Annotated in this window: 14 protein-coding genes; 7 read left to right on the top strand and 7 right to left on the bottom strand. The window is 42.4% G+C overall.

Annotation, left to right across the window (positions count from 1 at the left end; translation table 11 throughout):
* Positions 1-32: 32 nt before the first annotated feature.
* Genes CLV32_RS14240 through fabG form a run of 3 tightly spaced genes read left to right on the top strand, consistent with a single transcriptional unit; the run spans position 33 to position 2,720 of the window.
* Entirely contained in the window at positions 33-908 is an 876-nt protein-coding gene (locus CLV32_RS14240) for a carbon-nitrogen hydrolase (protein ID WP_133556640.1), read from the top strand.
* On the top strand, positions 892-1,947 hold the full coding sequence (locus CLV32_RS14245; protein WP_133556642.1) for an agmatine deiminase family protein: 1,056 nt from the start codon (positions 892-894) through the stop codon (positions 1,945-1,947). Before CLV32_RS14240 ends, CLV32_RS14245 begins: the two co-directional genes overlap by 17 nt.
* A gap of 29 nt (positions 1,948-1,976) precedes the next feature.
* Positions 1,977-2,720 (top strand): 3-oxoacyl-[acyl-carrier-protein] reductase, encoded by a 744-nt coding sequence (fabG, locus tag CLV32_RS14250; RefSeq protein WP_133556644.1) that lies wholly within the window; start codon positions 1,977-1,979, stop codon positions 2,718-2,720.
* Between the two features lie 2 nt (positions 2,721-2,722).
* Here the strand turns inward: fabG and CLV32_RS14255 are convergent, their stop codons facing one another.
* Positions 2,723-3,457, bottom strand: a complete 735-nt coding sequence (locus tag CLV32_RS14255; protein ID WP_133556646.1) for a L,D-transpeptidase family protein — start codon at positions 3,455-3,457, stop codon at positions 2,723-2,725.
* Positions 3,458-3,562: 105 nt separating this feature from the next.
* On the opposite strand from CLV32_RS14255, the gene CLV32_RS14260 reads away from it, so the two are divergent.
* Both CLV32_RS14260 and CLV32_RS14265 read left to right on the top strand, forming a co-directional pair.
* Complete coding sequence (locus CLV32_RS14260) at positions 3,563-5,638, top strand: hypothetical protein (RefSeq protein WP_133556648.1); 2,076 nt, start codon at positions 3,563-3,565, stop codon at positions 5,636-5,638.
* 9 nt (positions 5,639-5,647) lie between these two features.
* Positions 5,648-6,259 carry a trimeric intracellular cation channel family protein gene (locus CLV32_RS14265; RefSeq protein WP_133556649.1) on the top strand — a complete coding sequence of 204 codons (612 nt, stop codon included), beginning with the start codon at positions 5,648-5,650 and terminating at the stop codon, positions 6,257-6,259.
* On the opposite strand, the gene CLV32_RS14270 is transcribed toward CLV32_RS14265, so the two are convergent.
* From CLV32_RS14270 to carA, 5 genes are all read right to left on the bottom strand, one after another.
* Positions 6,256-6,555 (bottom strand): FtsB family cell division protein, encoded by a 300-nt coding sequence (locus CLV32_RS14270; protein WP_133556651.1) that lies wholly within the window; start codon positions 6,553-6,555, stop codon positions 6,256-6,258. The genes CLV32_RS14265 and CLV32_RS14270 overlap by 4 nt on opposite strands.
* A 156-nt stretch (positions 6,556-6,711) precedes the next feature.
* The gene (eno, locus tag CLV32_RS14275; RefSeq protein WP_133556653.1) at positions 6,712-8,004 is read right to left on the bottom strand and encodes a phosphopyruvate hydratase; all 1,293 of its coding nucleotides are present in this window, start codon (positions 8,002-8,004) and stop codon (positions 6,712-6,714) included.
* Positions 8,005-8,131: 127 nt separating this feature from the next.
* Entirely contained in the window at positions 8,132-9,277 is a 1,146-nt protein-coding gene (locus tag CLV32_RS14280) for an ABC transporter permease (RefSeq protein WP_243732319.1), read from the bottom strand.
* A complete protein-coding gene (locus CLV32_RS14285; protein WP_133556655.1) occupies positions 9,234-10,001 on the bottom strand; it encodes an ABC transporter ATP-binding protein in 768 nt (255 codons plus the stop codon). Before CLV32_RS14285 ends, CLV32_RS14280 begins: the two co-directional genes overlap by 44 nt.
* Positions 10,002-10,094: 93 nt before the next feature.
* Positions 10,095-11,207, bottom strand: a complete 1,113-nt coding sequence (carA, locus tag CLV32_RS14290) for a glutamine-hydrolyzing carbamoyl-phosphate synthase small subunit (RefSeq protein WP_133556657.1) — start codon at positions 11,205-11,207, stop codon at positions 10,095-10,097.
* A 172-nt stretch (positions 11,208-11,379) separates the two neighbouring features.
* Between carA and panB the strand changes: the two genes are divergently transcribed.
* A complete protein-coding gene (panB, locus tag CLV32_RS14295) occupies positions 11,380-12,195 on the top strand; it encodes a 3-methyl-2-oxobutanoate hydroxymethyltransferase (protein ID WP_133556659.1) in 816 nt (271 codons plus the stop codon).
* Positions 12,195-12,881 (top strand): RluA family pseudouridine synthase, encoded by a 687-nt coding sequence (locus CLV32_RS14300; protein ID WP_133556661.1) that lies wholly within the window; start codon positions 12,195-12,197, stop codon positions 12,879-12,881. The genes panB and CLV32_RS14300 overlap by 1 nt, the downstream gene beginning before the upstream one ends.
* A gap of 37 nt (positions 12,882-12,918) precedes the next feature.
* Here CLV32_RS14300 and CLV32_RS14305 read toward each other — a convergent pair whose 3' ends face one another.
* Positions 12,919-14,367 carry a glycoside hydrolase family 30 protein gene (locus tag CLV32_RS14305; RefSeq protein ID WP_133556663.1) on the bottom strand — a complete coding sequence of 483 codons (1,449 nt, stop codon included), beginning with the start codon at positions 14,365-14,367 and terminating at the stop codon, positions 12,919-12,921.
* Positions 14,368-14,371: the final 4 nt, after the last annotated feature.

Here is a 14,371-nt window from a genome sequence, read left to right on the forward strand (position 1 = left end):
TCTGTTAACTTTGTAACTCAAAATTTTATTGGATGACTAAAGTACAAGTAGGATTGGTACAGATGAGCTGTACAAACAATAAACAGGAAAATCTGGACAAAGCCATTGGAAAGATCCGGGAAATTGCAGCCCAGGGTGCTCAAGTGGTGTGTCTTCAGGAATTGTTTACCTCTCTTTATTTTTGTGATGAAGAAAACTACGAGAATTTTAAGCTTGCAGAAGCAATTCCCGGTCCTTCAACCGATGCTTTATCGGCAGTAGCAGCAGAACTTAATGTCGTTATTGTCGCTTCTCTCTTTGAGAAACGAGCCGAGGGTTTGTATCACAATACAACTGCCGTGCTGGATGCCGACGGATCGTACCTTGGTAAATACCGTAAGATGCACATTCCTGATGATCCAGGTTTTTATGAGAAATTTTACTTTACACCCGGAGATTTGGGCTATAAAGTGTTCAAAACAAAATATGCTAAAATTGGCGTACTGATTTGCTGGGATCAATGGTATCCTGAAGCGGCAAGACTTACTGCGTTAATGGGCGCTGATTTCCTGGTTTATCCAACAGCAATAGGTTGGGCTACCACCCAGGACGAAGGAACCAATAAAGAACAATATAACGCCTGGCAAACTATACAGCGCTCGCACGCTATTGCCAATGGTGTGCCAGTGGTGAGTATTAACCGTGTAGGAGAAGAGGCGGGTGTGGAATTCTGGGGCGGATCTTTTGTGTCCAATCCATTCGGATCGCTGCTTTATCAGGCGTCACATCATGAAGAGGAACTCAAAGTTGTAGAACTTGATCTGGCAAAATCTGACAGTTATCGTACGCATTGGCCTTTCCTGCGCGATAGACGTATCGACAGTTATGCTCAGATCACTAAAAGATATATAGATGATGAATCTATTTAACGACAGCCCGAAAAGATCCGGCTATGCTTTTCCACCAGAATGGGCACAGCATGAGGCAACATGGTTGAGCTGGCCGCACAAAGAAGCATCGTGGCCGGGAAAACTGGAAACAATATATACTCCCTATTGCCAGTTTATTAAAGCTGTAGCCGAAGGGGAGAAAGTTAGGATTAACATTAACAACGAGGAAACCCGTGCATTTGCCGTTTCGGAATTGGAAAAGGTTGGTGCCGATCTCTCTAATATTGAGTTTTATTTTAATGCTACAAATGATGCCTGGTGCAGGGATCATGGGCCTGCATTTTTACTAAGTGCAGATGGCAAAGATAAAGCAGTTGTTGATTGGGGTTATAATGCCTGGGGTGGTAAATATCCGCCTTTTGATCTGGATGATGTAGTGCCAACAAAAATAGCCAGTCATTTTAACCTGCAATTATACACTCCTGATATTGTGATGGAAGGCGGTTCGGTAGAATTTAACGGTGCAGGTACAATACTGACGACCACTGCCTGTTTGCTCAATGAAAACAGAAACCCACATCTTTCCAAATCAGAGATTGAGCAGTACTTGCTGGAGTATTATGGCGCAGAGCAGGTACTTTGGTTAGGAGATGGCATTGTTGGAGACGATACCGATGGCCATATCGATGATATTACCCGTTTTGTTAACGAAAATACCGTGCTTACAGTTGTTGAGAGCAATCCGCTCGACGAAAACTATATCCTGCTTCAGGAAAATCTGAATGCCTTAAAGGAGATGCGTTTGCCAAATGGAGAAGCACTGAATATTATTAAACTGCCTATGCCTTCTCCGGTAATTCATGAGGATACCAGGCTGCCGGCATCGTATGCTAATTTTTATATCGCCAATAAGGTGGTTGTAGTGCCTACATTCAGAGATGTGAATGATAGCATAGCCTTAGAGATTATCCAGCAGGCATTTCCTGACAGGGCGGTTATCGGAATTGATTCAACAGATATCATCTGGGGACTTGGAAGTTTCCACTGCCTGAGTCAGCAAGAACCCGCTATACAATAAATACAATAGAAATAATTTAACCAGATATAATGAAATTATTAGCCGGAAAAACAGCACTGATTACGGGTGCTTCCAAAGGAATAGGCCGCAAGATAGCGGAAGAATTTGCTAAACAGGGTGCAAATGTTGCATTTACCTATTTGTCGTCAGTAGAAAAAGGAGAGGCACTGGAGCAGGAGCTCCAGGCATTTGGAACACAAGTTAAAGGTTACCGCTCTGATGCGTCTAAATTTGCTGAGGCAGAACAACTGATTACTTCAATTGTTGCAGATTTCGGGGCGCTAGACGTTGTTGTCAATAATGCAGGAATTACGAAAGACGGATTGCTGATGCGCATGAGCGAAGAGAATTGGGACGATGTAATCAACGTCAACCTGAAGTCTGTATTTAACGTTACAAAGGCTGCTTCGAAGATCATGATGAAAGCGCGTAAAGGTGTATTTATCAACATGAGTTCTGTAGTAGGTGTGCAAGGTAATGCTGGTCAGGCAAACTATGCTGCTTCAAAAGCAGGAATTATTGGGTTCTCTAAGTCGGTTGCTAAAGAACTGGGATCAAGGAACATCAGGTCGAATGTTGTTGCTCCAGGATTTATCCGGACGGAAATGACGGATGTACTGGATCCTAAAGTTGTAGAAGGCTGGACTCAGGATATCCCGCTTAAGCGTGCAGGAGAAGCGGAGGATGTTGCGAACGTTTGTGTGTTCCTCGCTTCTGATATGAGTGCGTATGTGACCGGACAAGTACTGTCTGTGTGTGGCGGTATGCTATAACATTACTGAATTTGATACTTTCCCGAACCTTCCAGGATAACTGGAAGGTTCTTTTTTTTGCTGAACCAGGTATATACGGACTGTAGGTTCTGCCAGAATTGTTTTTGCTCAGGGCAAAACTTTACTTCTGCATTCAGGTTCTGGTCAGACATCCTGAAAGGGAAGATATGCACTGGTATTGCATCCTGACCTGCTGCTTTTGCTTCCACAGCCAGTGCGTACACTTCTTTGATCTTCTCATCGGTAAGTGGAATGCAGCCTACCGTTTCACATTTTCCATGGATATAAATATCTCCCCCGGGATTTTCGTTACCACTTCTAAACAAGTCTACACTGTTTGGATAATTAATACCCAGTGAAAGGAAAAACTTACTTTCAGGATTAAAGACATTGATGTGATAGAATCCTTCGGGGGTCTGCTTGTCACCTTCCTTTAACTTCGGCCCCAAAATGCCTGAACTGGCACAGAACGCATATGTCCGGAATAAACGATACTCCAATGCTCCCGCACCCTTTATCCAAAGTTCCAGTTGCTTTTCTTTCTTGAAGGCTGCCAGATAAATTTGAAAAGGTGCATGCATTCCCGCCGCAATTAATTGTTTGTCGATATTTTCCCATTGGTCTGCATACGCCGTTTTAACGCGCTCAAATGCCAATTGATCAGTTTTAAAACTGCTTTGCGCATGTGCCATAGTAGTAAAAAGAAATGCCGTTATCAGAACCAGTAATTTATGCATAGCTATTTCCCTATTCAGACCGGAGTGGTGACGATAGCCGACTGAAATTTGTGAGAACAAGTTACGCGCAATTTTTCAAAATTTTAGCATCTTTACTTCAAGCCTATGAGTAATAACCTGAGTGCCTATTTTTTTCTATGCCTTGTGGGCTGTCTGTTGCTTGGTGCGTTATTTGCCTGGGTGCTTTATCGCAATAGCGGGATATTGAAGGGTAAATGGGCAGTTGGCCTGGCCGTGTTGCGTGCCACCGTTATAGCAGCCTTGGCCTGGCTAATAGTTGCGCCTCTGTTTCAACATATCGCCTATACGCTGGAAAAGCCAATTGTCGTCATTGCTCAGGATAATTCCTTATCCATAGATCATGAACCTTCGGGTTTCAACCGCGATCTGTATGTTGAACATATGAAACAGCTCAAGGCGGCGCTCGAAAAAGATTATGACGTTAAAACTTATCATTTTAGCGACAGTGTCAAACCAGGGTTTGACTTTAAAAATCTTGGTAAACTTACAAACGCAGCACAACTGGTAAGCCAACTTAATGAAGAGTTTCAGAACAGAAACCTCGGGGCAGTTATTGTTGCAACAGATGGATTGTTCAATAGCGGTGGAAATCCAATCAGCATGTTAAATACACTTAGTGCCCCGGTGTACACCGTTGCCATGGGTGATACCATACCTCAAAAGGATTTGCTGATCGCCAACCTGAATTATAACCAACTCGTATACCTGGACAACGATTTTCCGCTAGAAGTAGAGGTACAAGCCTACCGTGCAAAGGGAGAAACAGCATTGCTTTCAGTATTTCAAGGTGCTAACCTTGTTGCGCGTCAAGCAGTAAACATTAATCTGGACGAATTTGATAAAACGATCTCCCTCAAACTTCATGCGGCAAAGCCAGGTTTACAGCAATATACAATCAGGCTGTCTGAGCTTAAAAACGAAATCACCCTTAAAAACAATGAGCAAAAGATATTAGTCGACGTGATTGACGACAGGCAGAAGGTGCTCATAGCTGCCGCAGGACCACATCCGGATATCTCTGCGCTCAAACAAGCCATAGAGCTCAATAAACATCTGGAGGTGAAAGTTGCTTTGGCAGAGGAGTTAAATAAGCTGAACCTTACCGATTATGGTCTGATCATATTATACCAGCTGCCTTCATCTAGTTTAAACACTGCAGCATTTGATGCCAGGCTTAAACAAGTCAAAGCTTCTGTATTTTACATCCTGGGCGCGCAGACCGATCTGAACGAATTTAACAGGGTTCAGGCTCAGGTCAGAGTGAGCTTGTTGAATAATGCACTTGAAGAATCTTATAGCAAGCTGAGCGGTGATTTTAGCTTGTTTCAGCTGACAGATTACGCTCAGAAGCAGATAGGTCTCTTCGAGCCGCTATTGGTACCCGGACTAAAAACCACCATAAATGGGGATGCTAAAATACTGTTAACACAGCGAAAAGAACGACAAGCAGATCCACAATTGTTTTTTATTGAACAAGGGACTGAAAAAGCCGGTTTTCTGATAGGGGAGGGCTTATGGCGCTGGAGACTTGAAGAAACTAAAGCAGGTAAGGAGCCACTGGCTTTTAATGAACTTATAGCGCAAACGATGCAGTATCTATCTGCGAAAGCCGACAAACGGAAATTCAGGGTATATACAGATAAGACAGATTTTGACGAAAACGAACGGATTCAGCTCAATGCCCTACTCTATAATGATGCCTACCAACCAATTAATACACCTGATGTAAGTTTACAGCTTAAAGATGAGCAAGGTAAAGTCTTTAACTTTGTATTTGCCAGGCAGGCTTCGGTTTATCAACTCGATGCCGGGCTATTACCTCCTGGAAGTTACACCTATCAAGGCACCACAACGCTTGGAAAACAGAAATTTACTGCGAACGGTGCATTTTTCGTCAATCCTTTAACGGCAGAATTCCAGCAAACCGTTGCAGACCATCAGCTGCTCTATACGATGTCTGCGCAAACGAATGGTAAAATGGTGATGCCGGCGCAGGTGATGGAAATTGTTCAGTTGATTAAGGTTAACGACCAGGTTAAAACGCTTAGTTTAGAAGACCGAAAATATGAAGAACTCATTAACTTTAAGTGGATTTTTCTGTTGATATTGATGTTGCTGACTGTAGAATGGTTTATCAGAAAGAGAAATGGGGTACTTTAAATGCAAGTTATGACAATCGGAACCTCTGAAGCCATCGAGATCCTGGGTACAATATCATTCGCGATATCTGGGTCTTTTGCAGCTATGCAAAAAAGGCTTGATCCTTTTGGAGTACTCATCATTGCCTTCGTCACGTCTATCGGTGGCGGAACTGTGCGGGATCTTTTGCTTGGAGATACACCTGTAGCCTGGATGAGAGACGTTAATTACTGCCTGCTGATCTTGCTGACCTCTATTGCTACTATCTTCTTTAAAAGACATATTAAGAAGTTTAAGGTTACACTATTCCTGTTTGATTCACTCGGACTAGGTTTGTTCACTATGCTGGGGTTACAGAAAGGAATTGTTTTCGGTTTGAGTCCAGGGATTTGCGTGGCACTGGGTACGATTACAGGATGTTTTGGTGGAATTATCCGCGATACGTTGCTGAACACCATCCCGCTTATTTTTAGGAAAGAAGTGTATGCAACGGCATGCATTATGGGAGGCATATTGTATTTCTCTCTGGTTCATTTCCAAATGAAATCAGATTTGGCCAAAGTAGCTGTAATTGCTTTTATATTTACCTTGAGGGTGATTGTGGTGCGCTATAAACTAAGCCTTCCGAAATTTGGATATTAGTCTTTTGCAGGAGCTTTAACGATCACGAAGACATCTTCGTTGTCTTTTTTCATGAAATACTTTTCACGCGCAAATTTTTCTGCAGTATTCAAATCTGTTGTCAACTCGTCCAAATCTTTCTTGACATGCGTAATTTCCTTTTCATAGAAGTCTTTCTCCACTTGCAACTTATTAACTTCAGTGCGGTATTCATATTGAGAAAGCATATCATTCTTATCAAAAAACAGCATCCAAACTACAAATGCCACTGCTGATAGAAAATACTTATTCTGGAAAAGTGTTAATAAACGCTTCATTGCAACAAATATATATATTTCTACTAAGCTTCGGTTTATTTATCAGATTTACAAATCTGCTTTGTTAACATATTAACATAAAAAAGCCCGGATCAGATAGTATGCTTACGCTAAGTAAGAAAACTACCGATCCGGGCTCCTGCTTAAAAAGCAGAACTATTTTTTAAGGAATTTGAAATCTTTACCGATAAAACGAGCTGCAGATCCAAGTTCTTCTTCGATACGCAATAACTGGTTGTATTTTGCTATCCTGTCAGAACGAGAAGCAGATCCTGTTTTAATCTGTCCGCAGTTTAATGCTACAGCAAGGTCAGCAATCGTTGTGTCTTCAGTTTCACCGCTTCTATGACTCATCACAGAAGTATAGCCACTGTTTTGTGCTAAGCTCACCGCATTGATAGTTTCAGTAAGTGATCCAATCTGGTTTACTTTAACCAGGATAGAGTTTGCGATGCTTTTATCGATACCTTGTTGTAAACGTTTTACGTTAGTAACGAACAAGTCATCACCAACCAACTGAACTTTGTTGCCGATAGCTAATGTCAAAGCTTCCCAAGCATCCCAGTCATCCTCATCTAAACCATCTTCGATAGAGATAATAGGATATTTATTTGCCCAGTCTACCCAGTATTTAACCATTTCATCAGAGCTCAATTTCTCGCCAGATGATTTATGGAAGTTATATGTTTTAGTTTTGCTGTCGTACATTTCAGAAGCAGCAGCATCCATAGCGATCCAGATATCTTTACCAGCAGTAAAGCCTGAAGCTTCGATAGCTGTCAATACAGTTTCGATAGCCTCAACATTTGAACCGATGTTCGGAGCAAATCCACCCTCGTCACCTACGTTAGTAGAATAACCTTTTTTCTTCAATACAGTCTTCAGGTTATGGAACACTTCAGTTCCCATTTGCAAAGCTTCAGAGAAACTTTTAGCACCTAAAGGCATGATCATGAATTCCTGAAAATCAATTTTGTTATCAGCATGCGCACCGCCATTCAGGATGTTCATCATTGGAATAGGTAAAGTGTTCGCATTTACACCACCAATATAACGGTATAAAGGTTGTCTGCTTTCCTGTGCTGCAGCTTTAGCCACTGCCAGTGAAACACCAAGGATTGCATTAGCACCCAGATTACCTTTATTCTCAGAACCGTCTAAATCGATCATTGCTTTATCGATCAGGTTTTGTTCGAAAACATCAATACCCTGTAATTCTTTAGCAATTTTCTTGTTTACATTTTCAACAGCTTTTAATACACCTTTGCCCATGTAGACTTTTTTGTCTCCGTCTCTGAGTTCAACAGCTTCATGTTTACCAGTACTTGCACCTGAAGGTACGGCAGCACGGCCCATGTTACCATTTTCTGTTATTACTTCTACTTCAACTGTAGGATTTCCTCGTGAATCCAGGATTTGCCTTGCATGAACATCGATTATTAAACTCATTTTTATTTTGTTTTGTGTTTGATTGTTACTTAGTGTAAAGATTACAATTACTAAGCGTATTTTCAAAGTTAAAACAAATTTTAAACTATTAAGTTTGATAATGACTTTTTTTAGCTAAGTCGCTAAATTACTCCCATTTGAATACTTTTACGGCCACTGCGTAAATGCCAAAACCCCAGATCACCATAATCAGAATTTGTTGTTTAACATCCCATAAACCAGCACCCTCAAATGCTACCTTTCTCATTGCGTCATTCAGGTAAGTTAATGGAAGTGCTCTGCTGATTGGCTGCAGCCAGCTAGGGAATGCCTCAATGGAGAAAAAAGTGCCTGACAACAGGAATTGTGGAAGGGTGATGATATTAGAGATTGGCGGAATAGTACTTTCGCTTTTTGCCAGTCCGGAAACCACAAATCCAAAGCCCATAAAAACGATGACACCGATAGTTGCCAGAAGTAACATGTTGATTACCGTAACTGCGCCATGAATTAACGTGAAGCTAAAAAAGAAGTGTCCGATCAGAATAATGAATAAAGCTCCGATCAGCGCAAATCCAATCCTTGCAATTCCTTCGCCCAAAACGATGCTGGATCGTTTTACAGGCGTAGCAAAAAACCGCTTGATAACCAGTGTTTGACGCAGGCTAAAGAATACAAAAGCGGTGCCGAATACTCCTGTGCTTAACAATGAGAACCCCAATTGTCCGGGAAGAATAAAATCTATCGTGCGGTAAACTCTGCCGGTTACGGTGCTTTCATTTAGTTGTGCTACACTGGGTTGAACGTCTTTGGTATTGATGGTGTATAAAACGTTATTCAATATGGATTTTAGAATGTTTGCCTTGTCTCTGGAGGCACCGGCATACTTTACGTCTGCACGGTAAGCAGGAATTCCAGCGGGGTTTTTTCTTACATCTATTACGGCGTCAATGCTGCCCTTTTCCAAACCGATTTGCAGCTCTTTCTGTTCTTTACCCTTGATCAGGTTTACGACAGCCACTTTTTCCAACGCACCAATTACGGGGTTTGTTACATCAGAGCCCGGTGCTATAGCCAGATCTACACGTACACCACCACCGCCAAGAAATCCGAAAACAAGAATAAAAATGAGTGGGAAGGCCAGGGTAAAGACTACTGCAGAAGGACTGCGCATAATGGATCTGAAGCTGGCTTTGGCCAGTGCCAGGGTTGCTTTGGTATTATTATAAGGTTTGTTCATGGCGCTTAAATTATCCCTCACGCCATTCCTGGCCAGTAAGGTTGATGAATACATCCTCCAGATTTGCTTTTTTGACTTCTTTTTTACGCTCAAAACCGCTGTTGATCAGATTGTCGATTAACTGGTCGGGGGTATCTAAGGCAATGATCTCTCCGCGCTCAACAAAAGCAACGCGGTCACAAAGTTGTTCAGCCTCGTCCATATAATGGGTGGTAAGAACAACGGTAGTGCCATTGCTGCGGATTTCGGAAATGAGATCCCAAAGGTTACGCCTTGCCTGTGGATCCAGGCCTGTAGTAGGCTCGTCCAGGAAGATAATCTTTGGTGAGTTGATTAACGTGGTCGCAATTGAGAAGCGTTGTTTTTGTCCTCCGGAAAGGGCTTTGTATTTAGCTTTCGCTTTATCCTGCAGGTTTACTTTTTCCAGCATATCCATGGGCTTGATATCAACCCCATATAATCCGGAAAAAAGTTCCATCAGTTCCACAAGGTTCAGGTTTGGATAATAACCAGCTGCCTGCAGCTGAACACCAATAATCTGCTTGATAGCCCCAGCGTCGTGATCTACAGAAAATCCATCTACAGTAATTTCCCCCGATGTCTTTGCCCGCAGGGTTTCAATGATTTCAAGTGTAGTGGTTTTTCCAGCACCATTAGGGCCAAGTAACCCAAAGATTTCATTCTCGTAAACATCAAAGCTGATGCCTTTTACAGCGGTAAAATCATCATAGGTCTTTACGAGATTTTTGACGCTGATGATGGCTTTTGATCTATCCATGTTATAAATGTAAGAAGCTTTAGAAAAATAGGAAATGATATTTTTCTAAAGCTTCTAATATGTCGGTAAAATGATGGTTTACACCGGTAAATATTACCAGCTCAGCTCTCCTTTGATCAGGTTTACGAAATCATCAAACAAATAGCGTGAATCATGCGGGCCTGGAGAAGACTCCGGGTGGTACTGTACAGAAAAGGCTTTCTTGCCTTTCACACGGATACCTTCGATAGACTGGTCGTTCAAATTGATATGTGTAATTTCAACTTTATCAGAGTTTCTTACCTCGTCAGGAACAACACCGAAACCGTGATTCTGAGAAGTAATTTCACAGTGATTTTTGATGATGTTTTTTACGGGGTGATTTAAACCGCGGTGACCGTTAAACATTTTCATAGTATTGATGCCGTTGGCTTGTGCCAGTAACTGATGACCTAAGCAAATACCGAACAATGGTTTGTCGGTTGCCAGGATTGACTTTACAGTCTCGATAGCATAAGGCATCGCCGATGGATCACCAGGACCATTAGAAATAAAATAAGCATCTGCACCCCAGGCTTCCATTTCCTCAAATGTAGTTTTAGCAGGAAATACCTGTACATACAGGTCTCTCTCGTCAAAATTGCGAAGGGTATTCTTTTTGATGCCGAAATCCAGGGCTGCAACTTTATAGGTCGCATCTGGAGAACCGTAGAAATAAGGTTCTTTAGTAGATACCTGAGAAGACAATTCCAAACCATCCATTTCAGGCACTGAGGCTAGCTTGAGTTTCAGTTCTTCAATGTCGGTAATTTCAGATGAAATGATCGCATTCATCGCACCTTTCTCACGGATATGTCTTACCAGTAAACGGGTGTCGATATCTGAGATGCCGACGATATTTTCATTCTGGAAATAGTCCTGGATAGACTCTGAAGCTTCCTTGCGACTGTAGCCAATATTAAAATTCTTACAAACCAATCCGGCAATCTTAATGCTGTCGGACTCGATCTCATCTTTATGGATACCGTAGTTTCCGATATGGGCATTTGTGGTAACCATGATCTGCCCGAAATAGGAAGGATCCGTAAAGATTTCCTGGTAGCCTGTCATACCTGTATTGAAACAGATTTCTCCAGTTGTAGTGCCAATTTTTCCGGCTGCTCTTCCGTAAAATACGGTACCGTCGGCCAGTAACAAGATAGCAGGTAACTTGGTGTAATTAGTCATGATAATAATCAGAAGTTAGGGTAAGAAAAGGAAAGAAAAAAGAGGGAATTGCGACAAGATTGCCGCCTATGTAATCAACCAAAATACTGTGATCCAACCCGTTCATTTTCGGGATACAAAGATAGGTTTTATGGGGAATTAAACCTAATTTTGTTCGATAAAACTATAAAACATGTCTCAGCATAAAGAAGTAAAACGCATCACGACCCATATTCTGCAGGAAATGAAACAAAGCGGCGAGAAAATTGCCATGCTTACCGCCTATGATTATTCTATGGCGACTATCCTTGATGATGCCGGTCTCGATGTTTTACTGGTTGGTGATTCTGCTTCAAATGTGATGGCAGGGCATGAGACCACATTGCCTATTACACTGGATCAAATGATCTATCATGCACAGAGTGTGGTGAGGGGCGCGAGTCGCGCATTTGTGGTTGTCGACCTTCCTTTCGGTAGCTATCAGGGAAACTCAAAAGAGGCCCTGAACTCTGCAATACGTATTATGAAAGAATCCGGTGCCCATGGTGTTAAACTTGAAGGCGGAACAGAAGTTGTTGATTCTATAGAGCGTATTATTACGGCTGGAATTCCAGTAATGGGCCACCTTGGGCTTACTCCGCAATCTATTTATAAATTCGGTACTTATACAGTAAGAGCTAAAGACGAAGCAGAGGCTGAAAAACTGAAAACTGATGCGCTGGCATTACAGCAGGCGGGATGTTTTGGCGTTGTGCTTGAGAAAATCCCTGCAAAGCTTGCTAAAACGGTGAGCGAAAGCCTGCATATCCCTACTATTGGTATTGGCGCCGGACCAGATTGCGACGGACAGGTACTTGTTGTTAATGATATGATTGGCCTGACTAAAGGCTTTAAGCCGCGTTTCTTAAGACAATATCTGAACTTGTATGAAGGAATCATGGGTGCTGCGCAATCTTACATCAAAGATGTTAAAGCAAATGACTTCCCTAACGAAAAGGAACAATATTAATGGCGGTTACCCCATCGGATATACTTTATGAAGATAACCACCTGATAGCGATCAATAAGCGCGCGGGTGACATTGTGCAGGTTGATGAGACTGGCGACAAGCCCCTGGATGAAATGGTAAAGAGTTACCTTGTCGCTACCTATAACAAACCAAATACTGCTTTTCTGGGCGTTGTACATCGGCTAGATAGGCCCGTTAGTGGTGTCATCCTGTTTGCTAAAACAAGCAAGGCGCTCGAACGTATGAACGCTGCATTCAAGAATAGGGAAGTTAAAAAAACGTATTGGGCAGTAGTGAGGAACAGGCCTGCAAAACCCTCCGGAACACTGGTGCATTGGTTGGTGAAAAACCCGCAGAAAAATGTGGTTACACCACATCTCAGTGAGGTTCCCGGCAGTCAGCGTGCAGAATTAAGTTACAAGCTTATTGGCGAACTTGGTGGCTATTACCTGATGGAAATTGATCCTTTAACAGGGCGTTCGCATCAAATCAGGGTACAGCTTTCAACTTTGGGCTGTCCAATAGTGGGTGATAATAAATATGGATACCCGAGGGGTAGCAGAAAGGGCAGTATCTGCCTGCATGCACGCCGACTTCAGTTTACGCATCCCGTTAAAAAAGAACCTGTAAATATTTTCGCGAAGTTGCCTGTTGACGGCTTTTGGGAAAGGTTCGAAAACTTCTAAAGCATAAAAAAACCTGGGCTTAACCCAGGTCTTTTGTTTACCAGATATAGGTGCCGACGGCGCCTGCTGCCAGGTTGGTATTGATAGACTTTCCTGCAATCCGGACATTGAAGAATTGCGTTGCCGTATTATTATTAACCACAATTAATACCTTTTTGCCTTCGGGAGTTTTAAAAGCAACATTATTCAGGTTGTTGGTAACTGTGGATGCAATACGTACAGAACCAGCCTTTACAAACTTGGAGGCATGGCCTACAGTATAATAAGCAACATTTCTTACTACGCCAGGGTTAATGGTTAAAGCACCCAGGCAGGTAGTACAGCCACCTACTGTATGTGGGCCATAGGATGGATCTGCTGCCAGGTTCCACTCCAACACATTTCTGCTCCAATTCCGCGTAGCACCAATGATCAGGTTAGTAACGTGCCATTTCAAATCTTCAGCAAAGTTGCCAGGTCCGCCAACCCATTGCTCAGTGAAGTAAATGTTCTTGTTTGGATAAGCATCATGTACAGGAGTTAATGCTGTAATACTCCCCCCATATAAGTGAAATGCTGACCCATCTACAAATTCGCGCGCTGCAGGATCCGCTAAAATAGTAAGCGGGTATTCTGGTCTGTCAGCATTATGATCGTAGGTGATAATTTTGGTTGTTAATCCAGCAGTTTTAAACGCAGGACCCAATGCCGATTTAATAAATACGGTCTGTGCTGTAGCATCCATATACATGCTAGGGGTATTGTCTGGATTTAGTGGCTCGTTCTGAACGGTAATGGCATCGATGGTGATGCCCTGCGCTTTCATTGCCTGAATATATTTTACAAAGTATGTTGCATAAGACTGATAATATTCTGGTTTAAGACTTCCACCTTTGAAAGAGTTTTTATCCTTCATCCATAAAGGGGCAGTCCATGGAGAACCTAGAATTTTAATTGCAGGATTGATAGCGATGATCTTTTTAAGGATCGGAACAAGATCCGTCATCTCCTTACTGATGGAGAACTTGTCTTGAGGAACGTCGGTAGCTCCCGAGCTCAGGTCATTATATGTAAAAGTATCAGCACTTAAATCTGAAGCACCAATACTTATCCTCAGATAGTTTACACCGATTGCATTATCATCGTTTGAGAAAAGTTCTTTTAATAGGGCATCTTTTTCTGTTGCACCCATGGTGTTGATCAACGTTGCACTTCCGCCGGTCAGCGTATATCCAAAGCCGTCGATAGTCTGAAAAACCTGACTTTCATCTACGTCGATCACGGGATCGGTATTCATGCTGGAAGAGAAATTGAGGGCGATATTTTGCTTTTGTAACTTAACACTTTGATCACCTCTTGTTATCCACAGTGCAACTTCACTGGTCACGGGTACTACTGGTGGAACAACTGGAGGGTCTACGGGCGTAACTGCGGCGTTCTTTTTGGAACAGGATAATGCAGTTATAAAAATCAGGCATGCGAACACCTGTGCTGACATTCTTTTCATAATC

The organism is Pedobacter duraquae, assembly GCF_004362245.1.
Lineage (GTDB): Bacteria > Bacteroidota > Bacteroidia > Sphingobacteriales > Sphingobacteriaceae > Pedobacter > Pedobacter duraquae.

Bases quoted from the DNA above. Each gene is read 5' to 3' on its own strand.
- CLV32_RS14240 (WP_133556640.1), top strand. From the start codon at position 33: ATGACTAAAGTACAAGTAGGATTGGTACAGATGAGCTGTACAAACAAT.
- CLV32_RS14245 (WP_133556642.1), top strand. From the start codon at position 892: ATGATGAATCTATTTAACGACAGCCCGAAAAGATCCGGCTATGCTTTT.
- fabG (WP_133556644.1), top strand. From the start codon at position 1,977: ATGAAATTATTAGCCGGAAAAACAGCACTGATTACGGGTGCTTCCAAA.
- CLV32_RS14255 (WP_133556646.1), bottom strand. From the start codon at position 3,457: ATGCATAAATTACTGGTTCTGATAACGGCATTTCTTTTTACTACTATG.
- CLV32_RS14260 (WP_133556648.1), top strand. From the start codon at position 3,563: ATGAGTAATAACCTGAGTGCCTATTTTTTTCTATGCCTTGTGGGCTGT.
- CLV32_RS14265 (WP_133556649.1), top strand. From the start codon at position 5,648: ATGACAATCGGAACCTCTGAAGCCATCGAGATCCTGGGTACAATATCA.
- CLV32_RS14270 (WP_133556651.1), bottom strand. From the start codon at position 6,555: ATGAAGCGTTTATTAACACTTTTCCAGAATAAGTATTTTCTATCAGCA.
- eno (WP_133556653.1), bottom strand. From the start codon at position 8,004: ATGAGTTTAATAATCGATGTTCATGCAAGGCAAATCCTGGATTCACGA.
- CLV32_RS14280 (WP_243732319.1), bottom strand. From the start codon at position 9,277: ATGTATTCATCAACCTTACTGGCCAGGAATGGCGTGAGGGATAATTTA.
- CLV32_RS14285 (WP_133556655.1), bottom strand. From the start codon at position 10,001: ATGGATAGATCAAAAGCCATCATCAGCGTCAAAAATCTCGTAAAGACC.
- carA (WP_133556657.1), bottom strand. From the start codon at position 11,207: ATGACTAATTACACCAAGTTACCTGCTATCTTGTTACTGGCCGACGGT.
- panB (WP_133556659.1), top strand. From the start codon at position 11,380: ATGTCTCAGCATAAAGAAGTAAAACGCATCACGACCCATATTCTGCAG.
- CLV32_RS14300 (WP_133556661.1), top strand. From the start codon at position 12,195: ATGGCGGTTACCCCATCGGATATACTTTATGAAGATAACCACCTGATA.
- CLV32_RS14305 (WP_133556663.1), bottom strand. From the start codon at position 14,367: ATGAAAAGAATGTCAGCACAGGTGTTCGCATGCCTGATTTTTATAACT.